Source organism: Rhizobium sp. C4, assembly GCF_021026315.1.
In the GTDB taxonomy this organism is placed as follows: Bacteria; Pseudomonadota; Alphaproteobacteria; order Rhizobiales; family Rhizobiaceae; genus Ensifer_A.
In genome coordinates this window covers 459240-480253 of the sequence record NZ_JAJNCX010000001.1, presented here as the reverse complement: position 1 = coordinate 480253, position 21014 = coordinate 459240, and the positions used below count along the sequence as shown (strand labels likewise).

General features: G+C 61.8%; 24 protein-coding genes and 1 pseudogene. 12 read left to right on the top strand and 13 right to left on the bottom strand.

Annotated elements, in window-relative coordinates; genetic code table 11:
- Positions 1 to 109: 109 nt before the first annotated feature.
- Entirely contained in the window at positions 110 to 523 is a 414-nt protein-coding gene (locus LQK84_RS02415; protein WP_230826986.1) for a hypothetical protein, read from the bottom strand.
- A 214-nt stretch (positions 524 to 737) separates the two neighbouring features.
- On the opposite strand from LQK84_RS02415, the gene parC reads away from it, so the two are divergent.
- On the top strand, positions 738 to 2990 hold the full coding sequence (gene parC / locus LQK84_RS02410) for a DNA topoisomerase IV subunit A (RefSeq protein ID WP_230826984.1): 2253 nt from the start codon (positions 738 to 740) through the stop codon (positions 2988 to 2990).
- 18 nt (positions 2991 to 3008) lie between these two features.
- Here parC and LQK84_RS02405 read toward each other — a convergent pair whose 3' ends face one another.
- From LQK84_RS02405 to LQK84_RS02385, 5 genes are all read right to left on the bottom strand, one after another.
- The gene (locus tag LQK84_RS02405) at positions 3009 to 3398 is read right to left on the bottom strand and encodes a type II toxin-antitoxin system death-on-curing family toxin (protein ID WP_230826982.1); all 390 of its coding nucleotides are present in this window, start codon (positions 3396 to 3398) and stop codon (positions 3009 to 3011) included.
- Positions 3395 to 3616 (bottom strand): AbrB/MazE/SpoVT family DNA-binding domain-containing protein, encoded by a 222-nt coding sequence (locus LQK84_RS02400; protein ID WP_230826981.1) that lies wholly within the window; start codon positions 3614 to 3616, stop codon positions 3395 to 3397. Before LQK84_RS02400 ends, LQK84_RS02405 begins: the two co-directional genes overlap by 4 nt.
- Positions 3617 to 3675: 59 nt before the next feature.
- Positions 3676 to 4440: an arginyltransferase gene (locus LQK84_RS02395; RefSeq protein WP_230826980.1), complete on the bottom strand. Its 765-nt coding sequence runs from the start codon at positions 4438 to 4440 to the stop codon at positions 3676 to 3678.
- A 71-nt stretch (positions 4441 to 4511) separates the two neighbouring features.
- Entirely contained in the window at positions 4512 to 5801 is a 1290-nt protein-coding gene (locus tag LQK84_RS02390; protein WP_230826979.1) for a dihydroorotase, read from the bottom strand.
- Positions 5798 to 6739 carry an aspartate carbamoyltransferase catalytic subunit gene (locus LQK84_RS02385; protein WP_230826978.1) on the bottom strand — a complete coding sequence of 314 codons (942 nt, stop codon included), beginning with the start codon at positions 6737 to 6739 and terminating at the stop codon, positions 5798 to 5800. The genes LQK84_RS02390 and LQK84_RS02385 overlap by 4 nt, the downstream gene beginning before the upstream one ends.
- Positions 6740 to 6875: 136 nt before the next feature.
- Between LQK84_RS02385 and LQK84_RS02380 the strand changes: the two genes are divergently transcribed.
- The gene (locus LQK84_RS02380) at positions 6876 to 8522 is read left to right on the top strand and encodes an acyl-CoA dehydrogenase family protein (protein WP_230826977.1); all 1647 of its coding nucleotides are present in this window, start codon (positions 6876 to 6878) and stop codon (positions 8520 to 8522) included.
- On the opposite strand, the gene LQK84_RS02375 is transcribed toward LQK84_RS02380, so the two are convergent.
- Entirely contained in the window at positions 8507 to 9439 is a 933-nt protein-coding gene (locus tag LQK84_RS02375) for an AEC family transporter (protein WP_230826976.1), read from the bottom strand. The two genes, LQK84_RS02380 and LQK84_RS02375, sit on opposite strands and share 16 nt — an antisense overlap.
- A gap of 24 nt (positions 9440 to 9463) precedes the next feature.
- Entirely contained in the window at positions 9464 to 10087 is a 624-nt protein-coding gene (locus LQK84_RS02370; RefSeq protein ID WP_230827275.1) for an FMN-binding negative transcriptional regulator, read from the bottom strand.
- A 206-nt stretch (positions 10088 to 10293) separates the two neighbouring features.
- Between LQK84_RS02370 and LQK84_RS02365 the strand changes: the two genes are divergently transcribed.
- The 3 genes and pseudogenes from LQK84_RS02365 to LQK84_RS02355 all read left to right on the top strand — a co-directional run.
- Positions 10294 to 10950, top strand: coding sequence for a TetR/AcrR family transcriptional regulator (locus tag LQK84_RS02365; protein WP_230826975.1), 657 nt, complete (start codon positions 10294 to 10296; stop codon positions 10948 to 10950).
- Positions 10951 to 11196: 246 nt separating this feature from the next.
- The gene (locus LQK84_RS02360) at positions 11197 to 11424 is read left to right on the top strand and encodes a hypothetical protein (protein ID WP_230826974.1); all 228 of its coding nucleotides are present in this window, start codon (positions 11197 to 11199) and stop codon (positions 11422 to 11424) included.
- Positions 11421 to 11750: pseudogene (locus LQK84_RS02355) on the top strand (DUF6105 family protein); the annotation flags it as partial. The gene LQK84_RS02360 and the pseudogene LQK84_RS02355, both read left to right, overlap by 4 nt.
- Here LQK84_RS02355 and ruvX read toward each other — a convergent pair.
- Positions 11696 to 12184 (bottom strand): Holliday junction resolvase RuvX, encoded by a 489-nt coding sequence (ruvX, locus tag LQK84_RS02350; RefSeq protein WP_230826973.1) that lies wholly within the window; start codon positions 12182 to 12184, stop codon positions 11696 to 11698. The pseudogene LQK84_RS02355 and the gene ruvX sit on opposite strands and share 55 nt — an antisense overlap.
- A 126-nt stretch (positions 12185 to 12310) precedes the next feature.
- Between ruvX and LQK84_RS02345 the strand changes: the two genes are divergently transcribed.
- Positions 12311 to 13243, top strand: coding sequence for an AEC family transporter (locus LQK84_RS02345; RefSeq protein WP_230826972.1), 933 nt, complete (start codon positions 12311 to 12313; stop codon positions 13241 to 13243).
- Between the two features lie 3 nt (positions 13244 to 13246).
- On the opposite strand, the gene LQK84_RS02340 is transcribed toward LQK84_RS02345, so the two are convergent.
- A complete protein-coding gene (locus tag LQK84_RS02340) occupies positions 13247 to 13672 on the bottom strand; it encodes a VOC family protein (RefSeq protein ID WP_230826971.1) in 426 nt (141 codons plus the stop codon).
- A 175-nt stretch (positions 13673 to 13847) separates the two neighbouring features.
- Between LQK84_RS02340 and LQK84_RS02335 the strand changes: the two genes are divergently transcribed.
- Positions 13848 to 14552 (top strand): metal-dependent hydrolase, encoded by a 705-nt coding sequence (locus LQK84_RS02335; protein WP_230826970.1) that lies wholly within the window; start codon positions 13848 to 13850, stop codon positions 14550 to 14552.
- A 28-nt stretch (positions 14553 to 14580) separates the two neighbouring features.
- Here LQK84_RS02335 and LQK84_RS02330 read toward each other — a convergent pair whose 3' ends face one another.
- On the bottom strand, positions 14581 to 15390 hold the full coding sequence (locus LQK84_RS02330; protein ID WP_230826969.1) for an arylamine N-acetyltransferase family protein: 810 nt from the start codon (positions 15388 to 15390) through the stop codon (positions 14581 to 14583).
- 172 nt (positions 15391 to 15562) lie between these two features.
- Between LQK84_RS02330 and gatC the strand changes: the two genes are divergently transcribed.
- The gene (gene gatC, locus LQK84_RS02325) at positions 15563 to 15850 is read left to right on the top strand and encodes an Asp-tRNA(Asn)/Glu-tRNA(Gln) amidotransferase subunit GatC (RefSeq protein ID WP_230826968.1); all 288 of its coding nucleotides are present in this window, start codon (positions 15563 to 15565) and stop codon (positions 15848 to 15850) included.
- 59 nt (positions 15851 to 15909) lie between these two features.
- On the top strand, positions 15910 to 17391 hold the full coding sequence (gatA, locus tag LQK84_RS02320; RefSeq protein ID WP_230826967.1) for an Asp-tRNA(Asn)/Glu-tRNA(Gln) amidotransferase subunit GatA: 1482 nt from the start codon (positions 15910 to 15912) through the stop codon (positions 17389 to 17391).
- Between the two features lie 64 nt (positions 17392 to 17455).
- On the opposite strand, the gene LQK84_RS02315 is transcribed toward gatA, so the two are convergent.
- Entirely contained in the window at positions 17456 to 17713 is a 258-nt protein-coding gene (locus LQK84_RS02315; protein ID WP_230826966.1) for a YjhX family toxin, read from the bottom strand.
- Between the two features lie 339 nt (positions 17714 to 18052).
- Between LQK84_RS02315 and LQK84_RS02310 the strand changes: the two genes are divergently transcribed.
- Positions 18053 to 18562, top strand: coding sequence for a GNAT family N-acetyltransferase (locus LQK84_RS02310; protein ID WP_230826965.1), 510 nt, complete (start codon positions 18053 to 18055; stop codon positions 18560 to 18562).
- Here LQK84_RS02310 and LQK84_RS02305 read toward each other — a convergent pair.
- Complete coding sequence (locus LQK84_RS02305; RefSeq protein WP_230826964.1) at positions 18547 to 18837, bottom strand: DUF6455 family protein; 291 nt, start codon at positions 18835 to 18837, stop codon at positions 18547 to 18549. The genes LQK84_RS02310 and LQK84_RS02305 overlap by 16 nt on opposite strands.
- A gap of 164 nt (positions 18838 to 19001) precedes the next feature.
- Here LQK84_RS02305 and gatB point away from each other — a divergent pair, with 164 nt between their 5' ends.
- Positions 19002 to 20504: an Asp-tRNA(Asn)/Glu-tRNA(Gln) amidotransferase subunit GatB gene (gatB, locus tag LQK84_RS02300; RefSeq protein ID WP_230826963.1), complete on the top strand. Its 1503-nt coding sequence runs from the start codon at positions 19002 to 19004 to the stop codon at positions 20502 to 20504.
- Positions 20504 to 21004 carry a GNAT family N-acetyltransferase gene (locus tag LQK84_RS02295; protein WP_230826962.1) on the top strand — a complete coding sequence of 167 codons (501 nt, stop codon included), beginning with the start codon at positions 20504 to 20506 and terminating at the stop codon, positions 21002 to 21004. The genes gatB and LQK84_RS02295 overlap by 1 nt, the downstream gene beginning before the upstream one ends.
- The last annotated feature ends 10 nt before the right edge of the window (positions 21005 to 21014 follow it).

Below are 21014 nucleotides of genomic sequence, written 5' to 3'. Positions count from 1 at the left end.
GGTTAAGCGATCAGCCGCCGATAGAATTGACGCACGGACGAAAGCTTATATTCGCTCGTCCGCGCGCCTCCAACAAAAATCGGCGTCCTGGGGCAGGACATCTTTGGGTCTACTTAACGACCAGTTCGAAACCGTCAGAGGAATAGGACGAGACGCCTCCCACGAGGTATTGGTCATATTGCGCACCGATCCGGAAGGTGTCCGGCCCGTGATAGCCTCTGGCCGGCGTATAGACGACATCCCATCCGCCGACGGTCACGCCCTTGCAGCCGCTCTGCACCTGATTTCCGGAATGGTGGGTCCACTTAAATGAAACGGCCCCATGCTGAGGCGCCCTTTCGACCAGCATCTTGGGTCTGGCCGGCTGCTGACAGCCGACGCTCCTGTCCGCCATCACATGGAAGAAGCCAAGGCTTGTCGATTTGTTGGCCGAAACTACGCGTCTCAGCGTGCTGGCATCGGCCTGTTGGGTCAGAAGGGACGCGAAAAGCGCTACGGCTACGAGCTTTACGGAAGTTTTCAAAGGAAGCCTCTGTATCTGAGAGTTGAAATTACGCCAAAGTTCATTCTGTCCCTTAATGATGTTGTAGCCTTACAATTCGGAAGATGGCCACCCTAAATTCTTGGGGGTTCGAGCCTGCCCTGTTGCGGAGACCGGCGGGCGCCAGACGCGCTCATCCACAGGCGTTTCAGCGGCTTTTGTTGCCGGGAATCACCTGAGCCGCTAAGTCAAGCCCATGGGACAAAGCATTCTTCCGCCCGATGGCGGCGACGACAAGATTCAACCGGTTGACCTCAAGGCAGCGCTTGAAGAGCGCTACCTTGCCTACGCGCTGTCGACCATCATGCACCGCGCGCTCCCCGATGTGCGCGACGGCCTGAAACCCGTGCATCGGCGCATCGTGCATGCCATGCGCGTGCTGCGCCTCGATCCGGGGCAGGCCTACAAGAAATGCGCCCGCATCGTCGGCGACGTCATGGGTAAGTTCCACCCGCATGGCGACGCCTCGATCTATGACGCGCTGGTGCGCCTCAGCCAAGATTTCGCCATCCGCTATCCGCTCGTGGACGGGCAGGGCAATTTCGGCAATATCGACGGCGATAGCCCGGCGGCCATGCGCTACACCGAAGCGCGCATGACCGATGTGGCGACGCTCCTGCTCGAAGGCATCGATCAGGACGCGGTCGATTTCCGCCCGACCTATAACGAGGAAGACGAGGAACCCATCGTCCTTCCCGGCGCATTCCCGAACCTGCTCGCCAACGGCTCCTCCGGCATCGCTGTGGGCATGGCGACCTCCATTCCGCCGCACAATGCGCATGAGCTTTGCGATGCGGCGCTGCATCTGATCAAGCATCCCGATGCGCCGGTCGAAAAGCTGGTCGAATTCGTCATCGGCCCCGATTTCCCGACCGGCGGCATCATCATCGAAGACCGTGCCTCGATCGTTGAGGCCTACAAGACCGGCCGCGGCGGCTTCCGTGTGCGGGCCAAGTGGGAGCAGGAAGACCTCGGCCGCGGCGGCTACCAGATCGTCATCACCGAGATCCCGTATCTGGTGCAGAAGTCGCGCCTCGTCGAAAAGATCGCCGAACTGCTGATCGCCCGCAAGCTGCCGCTTCTGGAAGATGTGCGCGACGAGTCGGCCGAAGACATCCGCCTCGTTCTCGTGCCGAAGAGCCGCACCGTTGATCCGACGATCCTGATGGAATCGCTCTTCAAGCTGACCGAGCTTGAAAGCCGCATCTCGCTCAACATGAACGTGCTGAGCATGGGCAAGGTGCCACGCGTCATGGCGCTGAACGAAGTCTTGCGCGAATGGCTCGACCATCGCCGCGAAGTGCTTCTGCGCCGCTCGCGCTTCCGGCTCGCCGCCATCGACCGCCGCCTTGAAATCCTCGGCGGCTATCTGATCGCCTATCTTAATATCGATGAGGTCATCCGCATCATCCGCGAGGAGGATGAGCCGAAGCAGGTCATGATGGCGCGCTTCAGCCTCACCGACCTGCAGGCCGAATCGATCCTCAACATGCGGCTCCGTTCGCTGCGCAAGCTTGAGGAATTCGAGATCAGGACCGAGCATGACGGTCTGACGGCGGAAAAGGCCACGATCGAAGCGCTGCTCGCCTCCGACGAAAAGCAGTGGCAGACGGTCTCCTGGGAAATCAGCGAGGTCAAGAAGACATTCGCCAAGGCGACCGAGATCGGCCGCCGCCGCACGCAATTCGCCGAAGCGCCGGACACCGACGATCAGGCGATCCAGCATGCCATGATCGAGAAAGAACCGATCACCGTCGTCATCTCCGAAAAAGGCTGGATCCGCGCACTTAAGGGCCACATGTCCGACGTGTCGGGCCTGACCTTCAAGGAAGGCGACGCGCTGAGGGTCGCTTTCCCGGCGCAGACGACCGACCGCATCCTGCTGCTGACGACGGGCGGCAAGGCCTACACGCTGGGCGCTGACAAGCTGCCGGGCGGGCGCGGCCATGGCGAACCGCTGCGCATCATCATCGACATGGAAAACGATCAGGACGTGCTGACAGCCTTCGTCCATGATCCGTCGCGCAAGCTGCTTCTCTCCTCGCAGGCCGGCAATGGCTTCGTGATCGCGGAGACGGAACTGGTCGCCAATACCCGCAAGGGCAAGCAGATCATGAATGTCACCATGCCCGACGAGGCCAAGCTTGTCGTGCCGATTGAAGGCGACCATGTCGCCATCGTCGGTGACAACCGCAAGATGCTCGTCTTCCCGCTGAGCCAGATTCCGGAAATGACGCGCGGCAAGGGCGTACGTCTCCAGCGCTACAAGGATGGCGGCGTTTCCGACATCCGCTGCTTCGCGCTTGAAACGGGCCTCACCTGGGATGACAGCGCCGGCCGCAGCTTCACCCGCAACAAGGACGAACTGGTCGAATGGATCGGCGAACGCGCCTCTGCCGGCCGTCCCGTCCCGCGCGGCTTCCCAAGGTCAGGCAAGTTCTCGGGGTAATTTTGGAAGGGGGCGGCGCTATTTCAACGGGACGCAGAAGTCCCTGAAGAACCGCGTCGCCCCTTCTTCGTCGATCTCGCCGGCGGCGACGGAGAGGACCAACGTATAGAGCTGACCTTCGTCTGCGTCTATTTCCCAGCCATTTTCCATCAGGAATACAGCTGCAGCGACGATTGCGATCCGCTTGTTGCCATCAATGAAGGCATGATTTTTCGCCAAGCCGTAAAGATAGGCCGCGGCAAGTTCCATCAGGTCTTCGCAGCAATAGGCGGCCTTGTTGAGCGGGCGAGCGAGCGCAGATTCCAGCACGCTTTCGTCGCGAAGCCCATAGGCGCCGCCGAAGCGCTCGATCTGCATTTCATGAAGTCGTTCGACAATCTGCCGGTGCAGAAAAACGGGCGCGCTCATTCTGCGAGCTTCTTCAGAGCAGTTTTGTACTTGTCCATGAAGCGCTCGGCATGCTGAATCTGCCGCGTGAAGTCGCTGTCGGCGGCGCGAATGGTCCATTCCCCATTCGCCTCGGAAATCTCCAGCGAATCCCCGGCCTTCAGCCCAAGCCGGCTCAGAACTTCCTTCGGAATGATGATGCCTTCGGAATTGCCGATCTTGCGGATGGTGACGTTCATGAGATGCGCCTTTGTTGATGTTGTAACGGCGTTATAACATCAAAGGGCCTCCACTTCAATCAGACGCCCTCCTCGTAAAGGTCGGGCGTGAAACGTGTCCAGCCGGCGGGCAGGAGGTGCTCCTGCGGCTGGAAGCGGACCTTGTAGGTCATCTTCTTCGAGCCACGCACCCAATAGCCGAGATAGACATGCGGCAGGCCGAGATGCTTGGCCGTGCGGATATGGTCGAGGATCATGTAGGTGCCGAAGGAGCGCTTCTCGAGATCCGGGTCATAGAAGGAATAGACCATCGAGGTCCCGTCGGTCATCAGATCGGTTAGCGCGACACCCAGCAGCCTGCCGACATTGCCGATGCCCGAACCTTCCACCCGTTCGCGATATTCAATCACGCGCGTATTCACATGCGTGTCCTCGACCATCATCGCGTAGTCGAGAACGGTCATTTCAGACATGCCGCCATTCTGGTGGCGATGGTCGAGATAGCGGCGGAAGAGTGAGAACTGCTCGGACGAGGGTTCCGCCTCAAGCTCGGTCGCAATCACATCGTCATTGATCGCCATGACCCGCCGCATCGACTTCGTCTGCTCGAACTCGTTGACCAGAATGCGAACGGAGACACAGGCCTGGCAGCGTTCGCAGGCCGGACGATAGGCAATGTTCTGGGAACGGCGGAAACCACCCTGGGTCAGAAGATCGTTGATTTCCGGTGCCTTGGGACCGATCAGGTGGGTGAATACCTTCCGCTCCATATGCCCCGCAAGATAGGGGCACCTGGCAGGGGCCGTCAGATAGAATTGCGGAGATATCCCGACCTGCGTGTTCATTCTGCCGCTTTGCAAACCTTCCCGGACCGAACCGATTTCATGAACTTAGCATGGCGCAAGAATGAAAAAGGTCAACCCTGAAGCCTGTATACAGGCTGGCCCGATACCCAGGTTTCTACGATCCGGCCGGAGAAGCGCGCGTTTTCGAACGGCGTGTTCTTCGAGCGCGAGAGCAGGCCTTCGGTGGTCGCAATCCAGGGCATGTCGAGATCCGCAAACGAGATATCGGCGGCACTGCCCGGCTTCAGCGAGCCTGCCGGCAGGCTGTAGATCGCGGCGGGCCGCGTCGAGAGCGCGTCGATGAGACGGGAAAGGGTAATGCGTTCTGCATGATAGAGCCGAAGGGCTGCGGCAAACAGTGTTTCGAGCCCGACCGCGCCATCGGCGGCATCGGCGAAGGGAACGCGCTTCGTGTCCACATCCTGCGGATCATGCGAGGAGACGATGATGTCGATATCGCCAACGGCCAGCGCCTCGACCATGGCGACACGGTCGTCTTCGGTGCGAAGGGGCGGGGAGACCTTGAAGAAGGTGCGATACTCTCCGATGTCGTTTTCGTTGAGCGTCAGATGGTTGATCGACACGGCAGACGTCACCTTCACGCCGCGCTTGCGGGCAAGCTTGATCGCCTCGACCGATTCTGGGACCGAGATCTTCGCCGCATGATAGGTGGCACCCGTCAGGCCGGCGATGCGCAGGTCACGCTCCAGCGGAATGATCTCCGCCTCGCGCGGGCTGCCGGAAAGACCGAGCCAGCTTGCAAACAGGCCTTCATTCATCACGCCATTGACGCCAAGATAGGGATCGCGCGGCTCCAGCGCCACGACGGTGCCGAAATGGCGCGCATAGGTCATCGCACGGCGCAGAACCTGGCTGTCGGGGATTGCATGCTTGCCCTGCGTCAGGCCGACGGCGCCCGCCTTCTTGAGGAGGCCAAATTCCGTCATCTCCTCGCCGGCAAGGCCCTTGGTGAGGGCCGCAGCCGGATAGACATGGATGGCCGACTTGTCGCGCGCGGTCTTCTTGACGAATTCCACGAGTGCGATGTCGTCGATCACCGGATCGGTATCCGGCATGGTGACGATCGAGGTGATGCCGCCGGCCGCTGCCGCGCGGCTGGCCGACTTGATCGTTTCGCGATGTTCGCCGCCCGGTTCGCCGATGAAGACGCGGGTGTCGACCAGGCCCGGCATGGCCAGCAACCCGCCCATGTCGCGAACGTCCGCGCCGGCGGGAATGGATTTCGCAGCGGCAGCGCCGATGGCGGCGATCTTGCCGTCTTCGATGACGATGGCGCCAACCTCGTCCATGTTCTGCGACGGGTCGATGATACGGAGATTGGTGAGAACGGTCACGGTCATGCGCGCGGCCCCTGGTTCTGCGAGACAAGGAGGGCTTCCATCACCGCCATGCGCACGGCGACACCCATTTCCACCTGTTGGCCGATCACGCTTTGCGGCCCGTCGGCAATCTCGGAGGCGATCTCGACGCCACGGTTCATCGGACCGGGATGCATCACAAGCGCACCTTCCCTGGCCGCCTTCAGCTTTTCGGCATCGAGCCCGTAGAAGCGATAATATTCGCGCACCGATGGCACGAAGGAGCCGGACATGCGCTCGCGCTGGAGCCTCAGCATCATCACGACATCCGCATCCTTCAACCCTTCCACCATGTCGTGGAAGACCTCGACGCTCATGTCGGCAATGCCCGACGGCAGCAGCGTCGGCGGGGCGACGACCCGCACCCTGGCGCCCATGGCGTTCAGCAGGATGATGTTGGAGCGGGCGACGCGCGAATGCAGCACATCGCCGCAGATGGCGACCGTGATGCCGGAGAGCCGGCCCTTGGCGCGGCGGATCGTCAGTGCGTCGAGCAGGGCCTGTGTCGGATGCTCATGCTGTCCGTCGCCGGCATTGATGACCGAGCAGGAGACTTTCTGGGAGAGGAGGGCGGCGGCACCGGCCGAGGAATGGCGGATGACCAGCACGTCGGGATGCATCGCATTCAGCGTCATCGCCGTGTCGATCAGCGTTTCGCCCTTTTTGACCGACGAATTGGCGACCGACATGTTCATCACATCCGCGCCCAGCCGCTTGCCGGCAAGCTCGAAGGATGATTGCGTGCGGGTCGAAGCCTCGAAGAAGAGGTTGATCTGGGTGAGCCCCCGCAGCGTGGAGGTCTTCTTCTCCCGCTGCCGGCTGATCTTCACGGCCTCGTCGGCCTTGTCGAGCAGATACTCGATATCGTGTGGCTGGAGACCCTTGATGCCAAGGAGATGGCGATGCGGAAAGAAGTCCATGGAACCGCCTCATGTAATGAGTTTGGGGGCTCTATAGTCAGTGTGGCTTTACCCGGCAAGCGGCGTATGAGAAGGATGGTTGAAAGGGGCCTCTCATCCCCATGCTTTTTTGAACGAATCCGGATAGAACGCGGCCATGACTGACAAGACAGAAGACGATATCTTCGCGAGCCTGAACCAGCCGCCGCTCTGGTCCGGCATCAATGCCTATCGCTCCGACCCGCTGCTGGTGGACCTGACCGCCGGCATGTCGCGGACGCTGCGTGACGAATTCGACGGCATCGGCCGCTACGCAACGCTGGCCGAAAGCCAGGAATTTGCCCGCATGGCCAATGAAGGCGCGCCGAAACTGCGCACCCATGGCCCGCGCGGCGAACGCCTCGATGTTGTGGATTTCCACCCGGCCTATCACGCGCTGATGCGCCGCTCCATGGCGAGCGGCCTGCACAGTTCCGTCTGGGACCAGACGCTGGAGGAGAAGGGGAAGGGCCATTCGGCGCGTGCCGTCCGCTTCTTCCTGACGTCGCAGCTCGAAAGCGGCCATCTCTGCCCGCTGACCATGACCAACGCCTCGCTGGCAGCGATTTCCGCCTCGCCGATCCTGCAGAAGGAATGGGCGCCGCGCATTCTTTCGCGCAAATATGATAGCTCCAACCGTCCCGCCGGCCAGAAGAGTGCCGTGACGCTCGGGATGGGCATGACCGAAAAGCAGGGCGGCACCGATGTCCGCGCCAATCGCTCGGCCGCCGAAAAGGTCTCCGACGGTATCTATCGCCTGACCGGCCACAAGTTCTTCATGTCCGCGCCGATGAGCGATGCCTTCATCATGCTCGCCAATACGGAAGAGGGCATGGGCTGCTTCCTCGTGCCCCGCCTGCTCGAAGACGGCACCGCCAACGGCCTGCGGTTCCAGCGGCTCAAGGATAAGATCGGCAACCGCTCGAACGCCTCCTCGGAAGTCGAATTTTCCGGCACCTATGGCTATCTCCTGGGCGACCCGGATGCCGGCATCCGCACCATTCTCGACATGGTGACGCTGACCCGGCTCGATTGCGCCGTGTCGTCTGCCGGCCTGATGCGCGCCAGCCTCGCCGAGGCAGTCCACCACACGCGCGGCCGCTATGCCTTCGGCAAGACGCTGATCGACCAGCCGCTGATGACCCGCGTTCTGGCTGACATGGCGCTGGACGTCGCAGCCGCCACCGGCCTCGTCTTCCGCCTTGCATCCTCCTTCGACAAGGCCGGGGAAAATCCGGAAGAGGCAGCCTTTGCCCGCGTGATGACACCGGTCGTCAAATACTGGGTCTGCAAGATCGCCCCGTCGCTGATCTATGAAGCGATGGAATGCATCGGCGGCAGCGGCTACATCGAAGAACGCCCGATTGCCCGCCACTACCGCGAAGCCCCGGTCAATGCGATCTGGGAAGGCTCCGGCAATGTCATGGCGCTCGACGTGTTGCGCGTGCTGCGCAAGGGCAAGGACCTGTTCGAAGCCGTCTTCGCCATGATCTCCCGCGACCTTGGGCCCACGGGCCCGAAGACCGTGGACGTGCTGCGCGCCGCAGCGTCGCTGTGCGAACGCGATGAAAGTGCCGCCCGCCTCTTCGTCGAACAGCTCGCCATGGCCGCCGCCGCCGCCGAGCTTCGCCGCATCGGGGCAGGGCGCATCGCCGATGCCTTCGCCGAAAGCCGTCTGGCGACCGGCTGGCGCTACACCTACGGCATGCTCGACATGCGCTTTGATGCGCGGTTTATCGTCGAACTGCTTTATCCGGCGACGTGAGCCGTCAGATAAAGCGCCAGCGGAATGGTGAAGAACGAGGCCGCCGTCTGAAGCGTGGTGACGGCGGCATAAAGTGGTGCGTCGCCGCCCATCTGTTTGGCGAGCAGATAGCCGTTCATCGCCGTGGGCACTGCGCCACAGATGCAGAGCGCCATCAGCGTCACGCCCTGAATGCCGATGGCAATGCCGAACAGCACGATCATGAGCGGTGTGAACAGCAGCTTCAGCCCGACCGGCCAGAGCGCCGTCGCATTCGGGCGCAGCGCGTCGGAAATTCTGAGCCCTGCGCCAAGCATCATGAGGCCGAGCGGGAGCGAGGTGTTGGCCACCATCTCGACCGTTGCCTCCAGCGGCGGGTAGAGGCGGATATGCAGCAGATTGAAGGCCACGCCGGTCGCACAGCCCAGTATGATGGGATTGCGGATGAACTGCTTGACGAAATCGCCCATCGTCCGCCCGCTTCCGGTCATCGCCAGAAGCACGCCGACATTGATGATATTGAGCGGTAGCACGATGATCGCCATCACATAGGCGACAACCTCGATCCCCGGCTTGCCGTATAGCTTCTCCGCAACCGCCAACGCCACAAACCCGTTCCACCGGCTCGTCGTCTGGAAGATCGACGTATAGGTCGAGGCCGAAATGCCGGCACGCCGGGCGATCGGCCAGCCCACCAGCAGGACAATCGTAACAGCCACGACCATGCCAAGTGCCGCCACCGTGATCTTGCCCGCCGGCAGGCTGCCGAAATTGGCAGTCGACAGCGTGGTGAAAAGCAGCGCCGGGAAAAGCACATAATAGCCCAGCCGCTCCAGCCCATCCCACATCGCCGCCGGCAGCCACGGCGCACGCTTGAGAAGCGCACCGAAGATGACGACGAGAAAGACGGGCAGGATGCTTTCGAAGATGGGGAGCATGAAGAGCTTTCGGATGGAATGCGATCAGGTCGGAATAAGCGGCGCGACCTCGCGCTCGCGTTCGGCCTCGCTTAGGCGCAATCCTTCGATGACGCCAGCCCGATCCGCTGCGTTGCGGTTCTGACTCATCTTGCTCTTGCCTTGAAGTGCGGTGATGGGCAGTCGAACACCGACAATGGCGCGCAACTGCATCTCTATGAATTCGCAGGGCGCATCATCGACACGCCACGCCTTCGCCCGCTTGCCCTCATGAAGATCGGTCAGCCGCGACACCAGCGCATGCAGGCGGTCACGGTCATCGAAGAATTCAATCGTGCCGACTGCCTCGATTATCTGATAATTCCATGTTGGAACAACCTTGCCATGCTCGGCCTTGGAGACATACCACGACGGAGAGACATAGGCGTCCGGTCCCATGAACAACGCCATCGCATGGCCGATCACCGGCGTGCGCCAATGCGGATTGGCGCGGGCGACATGCCCGTAAAGCGTTCCGAACTCCCCCTCGCTGTCATCGAGAAACAGCGGCAGCGGCGTAACCATCGGCCCTTCGGCGCTGGCGGTCACAAGGGTCGCGAGACCCGTTGAGCGGATCGCCTGGAAGATCGTCGCCCGGTCGGACAATGCGAAGGCAGTTGGTATGTACATGTCGAGCTTTGCGGTCGGAGTGCGTTTGTCCAAGGCTCTCAAAGCCGGTGGCGGATTGCAAGCGTCGTGGCCGATTGCTGCATCAAACCTCGTGATGAATGGCACGCGTCCCACAATCCTGTGCAAACCCGTCTGTCTCCATTGCGGGTGACAGCACGCCGGCCTAATCACCATCGGGTGACTTTGCCGAAAGACTGATTGCAACCATGACCGCCATGACCGCCGAAACCGTTGAAACGCCTGCAGCGCCTGAGAAGGAACTGCCGGTGCGCGACCGTGTGCAGACGCAAGGCCGCATCTTTCAGGCGGGCAGGGCGCTGCTGGCCGAGGGCGGGTTTCAGGCTTTCGGTGTCAATGCGGTTGCCCGCAAGGCCGGCTGCGACAAGCAGCTCATCTACCGCTATTTCGGCGGGCTCGACGGGCTTGTCGATGCCATCGGCGAAGACCTCGCCGGCTGGGTGACGCAGCACGTGCCGGAGGATCAGGGCGGGCGCTTTCTGCTCACCTATGGCGACCTGATGGAACGTCTGGCCGAGCTCTATGCCGATGCGCTGCGCGCCGATCCGCTGATGCGGCGCATTCTCGTCTGGGAACTTTCGGAAAACTCGCCGCATATCGCCCGCATGGCGGAGGCCCGCGCCAAGGGGATTGCGCAATGGATCGAACGCATGCGCGGTTCGCTGACGCCTCCGAAGGGCGCCGACACGGTGGCTCTCAACGCCGTCATCATCGCTGCCGTCCAGCAGCTGGTTCTTGCAGCCGAAACCTCCGGCAGCTTTGCCGGCCTGCCGCTGAAATCGCAGAAGGATTGGGCGAGGGCCGTTTCCGCCGTCGCCCGCATGGCCCGCGCAGCCTACGCCTGAGGTCTTTCCAGTTCTTGCGTACTGCGGCTATCCGGCAGCAATCGCTGACGCCGGAGGCGAATTATCCACACACAATCCACAGCCCGCCGCCCCGTCGTTAACCTTAACAAATGGTTTACGTTGCGCCTTTGCGCGTTAACTGGAATGGTTGCTCAATGGTTAATTTCAGCCGGGCTCGGGGCATGATGCCGCGAGGGCTGTTGCGTGAACCCGCCCTGTCCTGTGGGGCAGGCGGGAGGGTGTGTGATGCGTATGGACACCGGGCGGAACAGGGTGGTGGCGACGGCCTGCCTGGCGGCAATCTTTGCCGTATTGGCAGTCAGTCTCGTGGTTCCGTTTGTGATGGTCGCCGTCATGGGGCTGGTCGACCGGCTGCTGATGCATCTCTGGTATGGGGTGCTGCCGGATCTGATGCCGAAACTCATCGCCCGCTGGATGCCGCAGGCTGCCGGATCTGGGGAGACCGCAGCATGAAGTGGTTCCTCGTCTTCTGGCTCGGCCCGATCATCTTTCTCGGCGGCTGGTATGGCCTGTCCTACTACGACATCAATTTCGGCATCTTCATGCTGACGCGGCAGGCGCACGAACTCGTGCTGCAGCTCTATGGCGAGACGCTGGGGATCGACCCGCAATCGGTCGCGCCGCTCGTCGCCAAGGCCATCGGCACGGACAGCATCTTCGTCATCGCCATTCTGATCTTCCGCCGCCGCAAGAAGATTGCCGGCTGGTGGAAGGCCCGCCGCGCTCAGGCCTCGCCGGAGGCGGCCCTGCGCAGCGACGACAATCTGTCCAATGCGCCCTGGAGAATAAAGGACGCCGCGGCAGAATCGATCCGCTCCGCCCGCTTGGCTCTCGATACGTCCATTTCCAGCAGCGCCCGCTCGGCGGCGACTGTCGAAAGCCGCTCGTCCCAGTAAATGAAGGGCAGGGCGGTCTTCGCCTCCATGTTGCGGACGAAGGCGCGGGTTGCCTGAACGCGCGGGCCAGCACTGCCATCCATGTTCATCGGCAGCCCGATGACAAAGGCCGCAACCTTTTCCTTGGTCGCAAAGCCCAGAAGGGCATCCGCATCCGGCCCGAACTTCACCCGTTTGATCACCGGCCGCGGTGTGGCAAAGCGCAGTCCGATATCCGACAGCGAAAGCCCGATCGTCTTCGTGCCGAGATCAAGGCCGGCAACCGGCTGGCCGGCGGGCAGTGTTTCGGCAAATTCTTCAAGCGTGAGGATGGTCATGCGATGCGGCGGCTCCTGAGGCGAATTTCCACTCTGCATAACAGAGCGAACCGTTCTTGCCAAAACCACCCTGTCGCGGGCTGGCGTCTTGGCCTATAAGGCGACGAACCCCCTCCGGAACAGTCCATGCTTGCCATCTTCTCCATCACGCTGCCGATCTTCGTGCTGATCGGGACAGGCGTCATCGCCGGCCGCTTTCTGGGCCTCGAGCGCGGGGACCTGCGCGGGCTTTCGAATTTCGTCTGGTACTTCGCCCTGCCGGGGCTCATCCTGCGCGCCTTCGTTCTGCACCCGATCAGCGACTTCCTCCACCTGAACTATCTGCTGCTCTACATGACTGCCTCGCTGCTGACCTTCGGCATATCCCTGTCCGTGGCCCGCTTCGCGCGCGGCAAGACACTCACCGAAAGCGCATTGATGGCGCTCGGGTCTTCCAGCAGCAATAGCGGTTTTGTCGGCTTTCCCGTTGCCTCCCTCGTTGTCGGGCCGCTGGCACCCATCGGTCTGGCGCTGAACATGATCGTGGAAAACCTGATCATCCTGCCGGCCGGAATGGTCCTTGCGGAGGATGGTCAGAGAGGTGGCGCGGGCGCCCTGACGGCTCTTCGAGCCTCACTGATATCGCTGATCCGCAATCCGCTCATCATCTCGCTCTTCATCGGCGCGGCCATCTCGGCCTCGGGGCTCGACTTCAAGGACCTGTCGCTGTTTCATGCAATCGACATGCTGGCCAATGCGTCGGGCGCGGTCGCGTTGTTCATCGTCGGGGCAACGCTCGCCTCCACAAAGGCCACCGGCAGCCTGTTGCCGGATGCCGCGCAGGTCTCGATCGGCAAGCTGGTGCTGCATCCGCTGAGCGCCCTTGCCGTGGCCTTCCTGATGCCGGGGCTGGAGCCGGAAATGCGCAAGATGGCGATCATCTTTGCGTCGTCTCCGATGCTCACCGTCTACCCGATCATCGGCCAGCGCTTCGGCTATCAGGACATGAGTTCGGCAGCACTGCTGATGGCCACGACCGCCAGCTTCTTCACCATCTCGATCATGCTGGCGCTGGTCTGAAATTCACCAATGCGCGACGCGGTCGCCGCCGGTGAATTGCGCGCTCTTCGGCGTGTATTCGAAAAGCTCGATGCGAACGCCGTTCGGATCGGTGATCCAGCTTTGCCAGGTGTCGTCACAGCCGTGGGACTTGGCGGACGCATCGACCCCGCAATCGCGGATATGGGCAATGGCCTCGTCCATGTTCACCACCTCGAAGCAGATGTGGTTGATCTGGTTGCGTTTGGAATATTCCGCCTCCGCATTCTCGAACACCTCGACATGCGTGTCGCCGCCGGCGTCGAGATAATAGCCGAAGACGCGACCCTCGCGCGTGAAGTTGAACACTTTCTCGAAGCCCAGCACGCGGCTGTACCACTCCGCCGTCGCATCGATATCGTGCGCGAAAATGCAGACATGGGCGATCTTGCGGATGATTTTCTGTTTCATGGGGGTAAACTCCTCCTGCTCCCTGATCCGAGTATAGGCCAATCCGCGTAACGTGAAAGTGTGAGGCTGGGGGTTGATCCTCTCGCGCCAGCCCCTAATCTGCACCCGCCCTTGGGCTTGTGTGCGTCGCATGACGTCCGGCCCATCCCCCGCAAGACATCCAGGGAGAGTTCCCATGAAAATCACATGGCTCGGCCATTCGGCCTTCCGTCTCGACACCGCCAAGGCGAAGATCCTCATCGACCCCTTCTTCACCGGCAATCCGGGCTTTGAAGGCCTCGACGCCAAGGACGCCACCAGGGATATTACCCACATCCTCCTGACCCACGGCCATGGCGACCACGTTGGCGATACGCTTCAGATCGCTGCCGACACCGGCGCGACGGTTGTCGCGAACTTCGATCTCTGCATGTGGCTGGCCAACAAGGGCCTGAAGAATTTTTCGCCGGGCAATACGGGCGGCACGATCGGCATGGAAGGCTTCACCGTCACCTTCACCAACGCGCTGCATTCCTCAGCGCAGATCACCGAGGATGGCGTTTCCCATTCGCTCGGCAGCGCCAATGGTCTTGTCCTTCATTTCGATGACGAGGCGTCGCTGTTCCACATGGGCGACACGGATATCTTTTCCGACATGGGCCTGATCAACGAGCTGCACCAGCCCGATATCGGCATCGTGCCGATCGGCGACCGCTTCACCATGGGTGGCGCGGTGGCCGCTCTGGCCGCACAGCGCTTCTTCAACTTCAAGACCGCGATCCCCTGCCACTATGGCTCGTTCCCGATCATCGACCAGACGGCGGAGAAGTTCATCGCCGGCCTCGACGGCACGAAGACAAAGGTGGAAGCCCCGAAGGCCGGCGGCAGCGTCGAGGTCTGAGCCACGCTCTGTCGCAATTGGGCCGGGTCTACTTGTCCTTGATCCGGTCCCAGACAGCCGAGTATAGCGCCGGCTGTTCCGGCAACCCGAAGAGGCCGGTCATGGCCTCTTCAAAATCCCCGAACGTCTCGATCCGCTGCGCCTCGCTCTCGCCGTTTCGGCTGATCTTGAGGGCGCGGTTGAACAGCGTGTTTCGTCCGTCTTCTGTCACGCGCGCCATCATCAGGTTCGTTGGAAACGGCGCTTTGTCCCACCGGGCGCAGACGAAATTGGCCGCTTCGAAATCGGGCTGAAATGCCGGCGAACGCTCGAAGCCATAAAGCCCGTACCAGCCTTCAGATGTCTGCCGCTCCAGCACCTCTTCGCCGGTGTCTTCATCACGCCGAACGCGATAGGTCTCGCCGACAATCTCCTGAGGCTCGGCACTGTCGAGTCTGAACGGCATCATCGGCACGCCGCCGCCAAAGCCGCAATCCGCGAGATAGGTCTCATTACCGATGGTGACGATGAACGCCATATGACTGCGCGGCCCACCGCGCGGCGCACCGTTTCGGACTCGCGCCATGATCGGCATTGCCTTGAAGCCAAGCGTCGACAGTGCCGTGCCCAAGAGCGCATTCACCTCGAAGCAATAGCCGCCCCGCCGGTTCTCGACCAGCTTGCGCCACAGCGCCGCCGGATCAAGGTCCGGCACCTTGCCGGTCAGCGGGTCCATGTTCTCGAAGGGGATGTGACGCGCCTGGGCAAGCTGGAGGCGGCCAAGCGTCGCCGGGCTCGCCTCGGATGGCGTCTCGGCAATGCCGACGCGGGCCAGATAGGCCTTGAGATCAAACTGCATGGTCGCTTCCTCCATCCGCGTCAGGCTAGCTTTCCGGATGCAGAAGGCAAGGGGAGGCGCGCTGCGCCGGTTCTGCTCTCAAAAGCCCGGAAAAGCGTTGCATCCGCCAAGCGGGCTGATTATAGCGGTCGCTCAGTCTCTAGAACGATAATCCTTGACCGGAGTTCACCCGATGTCCGTCGATCTCGCCACCGTTAAGCGCGTTGCGCGCCTTGCCCGTCTCGCTGTTTCCGAAGAGGAAGCGCAAAAGATGGTCGGCGAGCTGAATGGCATGCTCGGCTTTGTCGAGCAGCTGTCGGAAGTCGACGTCAAGAATGTCGAGCCGATGACATCGGTGACACCCATGGTCATGCGCAAGCGCGCCGACGTCGTCAATGACGGCGACAAGGCGGCCGATATCATTGCCAATGCGCCGGCCACGACCGAGAATTTCTTCATGGTGCCGAAAGTGGTCGAATAAGACCGCCGCCGACCCGCACATCGCCAGAAGCCCCGATTTCAAGACGAAACGATCGCACCATGACCGAACTGACCAGCCTCACCATTGCCGAAGCCCGCACCAAGCTCGCCGCCAAGGACATCTCCGCCGTCGAACTGACGGACGCCTATCTGTCCGCCATCGAAGCCGTGAACCCGGTGATCAACGCCTATGTCACCGTGACGCCTGAAAAGGCCCGCGAGATGGCCAAGGCCTCCGATGCCCGCATCGCGGCCGGCAAGGCAGGGGCTCTCGAAGGCATTCCGCTCGGCATCAAGGACCTCTTCGCCACGCGCGATGTCCACACGCAGGCCTGCTCGCACATTCTCGACGGCTTCAAGCCCAAATACGAATCGACCGTCAGCCAGAACCTCTGGGACGATGGCGCCGTCATGCTCGGCAAGCTGAACATGGACGAATTCGCCATGGGCTCGTCCAACGAGAGCTCCTACTACGGCCCGGTCATCAATCCGTGGAAGGCCGAAGGCTCCAATCAGCAGCTCGTTCCCGGCGGCTCGTCGGGTGGTTCGTCCGCAGCCGTCGCCGCGCAGCTCTGCGCTGGTGCGACCGCCACCGACACCGGCGGCTCGATCCGCCAGCCGGCCGCCTTCACCGGCACGGTCGGCATCAAGCCGACCTATGGCCGCTGCTCGCGCTGGGGCATCGTTGCCTTCGCCTCCTCGCTCGATCAGGCCGGCCCGATCGCTCGCGATGTGCGCGACTGTGCTATCCTGCTCAAGTCCATGGCCAGCGTTGACGCCAAGGATACGACCTCGGTCGACCTGCCGGTTCCGGATTACGAGGCCGCTATCGGCCAGTCGCTGAAGGGCATGAAGATCGGCATTCCGAACGAATACCGCGTCGAAGGCATGCCGGAAGAGATCGAAAAGGTCTGGCAGCAGGGCATGGAGTGGCTGAAGGATGCTGGCGCCGAGATCGTCAACATCTCGCTGCCGCATACGAAATATGCGCTCCCGGCCTATTACATCGTCGCGCCTGCCGAAGCCTCGTCCAACCTTGCCCGCTATGACGGCGTTCGCTACGGCCTGCGCGTCGAAGGCAAGGACATTGTCGACATGTATGAGAAGACGCGTGCCGCCGGCTTCGGCCAGGAAGTCAAGCGCCGCATCATGATCGGCACCTACGTACTCTCCGCCGGTTACTACGACGCCTATTATCTGCAGGCGCAGAAGGTCCGCACGCTGATCAAGCGTGACTTCGAAATCGCCTTCGCCAACGGCGTCGATGCGATCCTGACGCCGGCAACCCCGTCGTCCGCCTTCGGCATTGCCGACGAGGATCTGGCATCCGATCCGGTCAAGATGTACCTCAACGACATCTTCACGGTAACGGTCAACATGGCAGGCCTTCCGGGCATGTCGGTTCCCGCCGGCCTCGACCACAAGGGCCTGCCGCTCGGCCTCCAGCTCATCGGCAAGCCGTTCGAGGAGGAAACCCTCTTCCGCACGGCCCATGTCATCGAACAGGCCGCGGGCACTTTTTCACCGAAGAAGTGGTGGTAAGAGCCCTCAATCATCCATGAAAAGCGGCGCGGAACACTTGGGTCCGCGCCGTTTTCATTTCTACTCACCGGTTGTCGAGCTGAGCACGAACCAGTTCGAGACCGCGCATCGTGATGCGGTAGGGCTTGCCGCCTGACGAGGCGATCGCCCGCTTGCGTTTCAGCTTGCGGAACGTGACGATGTCGATCTGGCTGAAGATCCAGCCTTCTCGCGTGTTCAGACGAAGCGTCTCGATCTTGCGGTCGTCGTTGCGGATGAGTTCGATATTGCCGCCCTGGGCGAGCAGGTGGAGAATGCGCTGTTCGGCGCTGGAAATGTCCATGGTCGTGAAGTCCGGATGGCGCCCGAATGGGCGCGTGAAAACGTATCCGACGCCGCAAGGGCATCGGGCTCGATTTCAACAGGGCCCGGCGCGCGAAACGTGTTTCGCGGGCAGGGCCTTTACCGGGACTCCGATAGACTGAACATAAGGCACTCCTTGGTGCTCCATGAAGGTAGGTATGCCTGCCCCTCGGTGTCAAGCGCGTCCCAGCTTATATTAGCTGTTGAAAACCGACCGAGGTACACGCGGCAAGACGCTGACTTTGCGGCACACGCTTCTCACGCCCGCCGCGCCGCGCAATACTCTTGTCGCTCTCGAGTGGGGATGAGGGGCTGCAGGATGGCAACGATACGCAATGCGCGTGCGGACGAAGCGGATGTTCTGGCGGCCATTGGCTTCCGGGCTTGGGATTCGTCGTCCGAGGGGTGGGGGGATGCTCCCGACATTCGCGAGAGCGCCTACCGCTCCTTCGAGACCTTCACGCGCAACAACTGGCTTTCGATCGACATTGCCGAGCGAGCAGGGCAGCTTGTGGGCTGGGCAGCGCGGGAGAAGCTCGACAACAGCATCACCGATCTTTGGGTCGATCCCGTGTTCCAGCGGCAGGGCGTCGGCGCCGCACTTCTCGAGCATCTGGAGCAGGAGATTGCTGAACACGGTCATGAGACCGCGTTGACGCAGGTCCACTCGGAGAACTCTGCCGCGCTCGCCTTCTTCCGCAAGGCCGGCTACGGCGTGTCCTGGATGACGACGGCGTGGTCGCCGAAGCTAGACAGAGACGTTGACACCGTCGGGCTCGTCAAGCGTCTCGTCGAGGAGACCGGTGGCGAGGGCTACAGCGAGTTCTGAGCCGCCTGGTCTGCGAGCATCTGGTCACGCATGCGGGCGAAGAGATCGCGGTTGCGGCAGAAGCGCGGCGCCTGCTCGGGCTCGTCATTGTCTTCGAGCCAGTCGGCGCAGTCATGCGGGCGGCTGCAGGCAAGGCAACGCTGCCCGGCACGCTTCATCACGTTGCGATGATCGGGCAACTCTTCCAGATGCGCGGTCAGGCCGAGTTTGGCGGTCATGGCTTCGAGCAGCATGGCGTGTTCGTTGACCCGGATGAAATAGTTGAGGATACTCATGCGTCTTCTCCATCGATGCCGTCACGATCGATGAAAGCCGTGCGGCCCGCCTTGATCCTGCTCAAGTCCGCCGAATACCCTCGAAAGCCGCAAATCCCTTGCGCCTTCCGGCCAATTGTTTTACCGGAGGGCTTCGAAATCCCATTGATGCCGAGAGCTTTTCCATGACCATTGTCGATGTCCGCACGCCCGACCCGAAACGCTTCATCCCCGGCGCCACCGGCGACTGGGAAGTCGTGATCGGCATGGAAGTCCATGCACAGGTTCTCTCGAAATCGAAGCTCTTCTCCGGTTCTTCGACCGAATTCGGCCGCCCGGAAAACACCAATGTCTCGCTGGTCGATGCCGCGATGCCCGGCATGCTGCCGGTGATCAACGAGGAATGCGTCAAGCAGGCGGTGCGTACAGGACTTGGCCTGAAGGCGCAGATCAACCATCGCTCGCTCTTCGACCGCAAGAACTATTTCTATCCCGACCTGCCGCAGGGCTACCAGATCTCGCAGTTCAAGGACCCGATTGTCGGCGAAGGCAAGATCGTGATTTCGCTCGGTCCCGACCGTCAGGGCAACTTCGAGGATATCGAAATCGGCATCGAGCGCCTGCACCTGGAACAGGACGCCGGCAAGCTGATGCATGACCAGCATCCGACCATGACCTATGTCGACCTCAACCGGACCGGCGTCGCGCTCATGGAAATCGTCTCCAAGCCGGACATGCGCTCGGCCGATGAGGCCAAGGCCTATATGACGAAGCTGCGCACCATCGTGCGCTATCTCGGCACCTGCGACGGCAACATGGACGAAGGCTCCATGCGCGCCGACGTCAACGTCTCCGTCCGCAAGCCGGGCGGCGAATTCGGCACGCGCTGCGAAATCAAGAACGTCAACTCCATCCGCTTCATCGGTCAGGCGATCGAATACGAAGCCCGCCGCCAGATCGCCATTCTGGAAGACGGAGGCTCGATCGATCAGGAAACCCGCCTCTTCGACGCCGGCAAGGGCGAGACGCGCTCCATGCGTTCCAAGGAAGATGCGCATGATTACCGCTACTTCCCCGATCCGGACCTGCTGCCGCTCGAATTCGACAACGCTTTCGTGGCCGAACTCCTGAAGGACCTGCCGGAACTGCCCGACGACAAGAAGGAGCGTTTCGTCAAGGATCTCGGCCTCACCGTTTACGACGCCTCGGTGCTCGTGTCGGAAAAGGCAATTGCCGCCTATTTCGAAGCCGTTGCAGAAGGCCGCGACGCCAAGATTGCCGCCAACTGGGTCATCAACGACCTGCTGGGTGCCTTGAACAAAGCCGGCAAAGACATTGAAGAGACTCCGGTTTCGCCCGCCCAGCTCGGCGGCATTATCGACCTCATCAAGGACGGCACGATCTCCGGCAAGCTCGCCAAGGACCTCTTCGAAATCGTCTTCAACGAAGGCGGCGATCCGGCGAAGATCGTCGAAGAGCGCGGCATGAAGCAGGTGACGGACACCGGCGCGATCGAAAAGGCCGTCGATGAAATCATCGCCGCCAACCCGGATCAGGTCGAAAAGGCCAGGGCCAAGCCCACGCTTGCCGGCTGGTTCGTTGGCCAGGTCATGAAGTCGACCGGCGGCAAGGCCAACCCGCAGGCTGTCCAGGCGCTCGTCAAGGCCAAGCTGGGGATCGAGGAATAATGTTCTTCGTCCGCTCGGCCAGCGAACAGGACCTGAAGAAGGTGCAGACGCTGCTGGCGGAGACCTGGCGTGCGACCTATGTGCCGTTTTACGGCACGGAAAAGGTCGAGGCGCTGATTGCCGAATGGCATTCGCCTGAGGCGCTGAAGAAGCGCCTCAAGACCCCGCATTCGGAGTTTCTGGTTGCGGATGATGGCAAGGTGCTGGCCGGCATGGCCTATGCCGCGATGGCGGACAAGCCGGCAAAGACGGCGATCCTGCATCAGCTCTATGTGCATCCCGATTTCCAGCGTCAGGGGATCGGGCGCGATCTCTTCGCGGAGATCGAAACCTGTTTCCCGGATGCCGATACGATGCGGCTGGAAGTCGAGCCGAAAAACGCCGCTGCCATCGCCTTCTATGAAAGCCATGGCTTCGTGGCGGCGGGTGAGGTTTCGAACTGCGGCGGCGGCCAGTCGGGCATCCCCGCACTCCTGATGGAAAAGCCACTCGCGACCTGAGTGGCGCTTT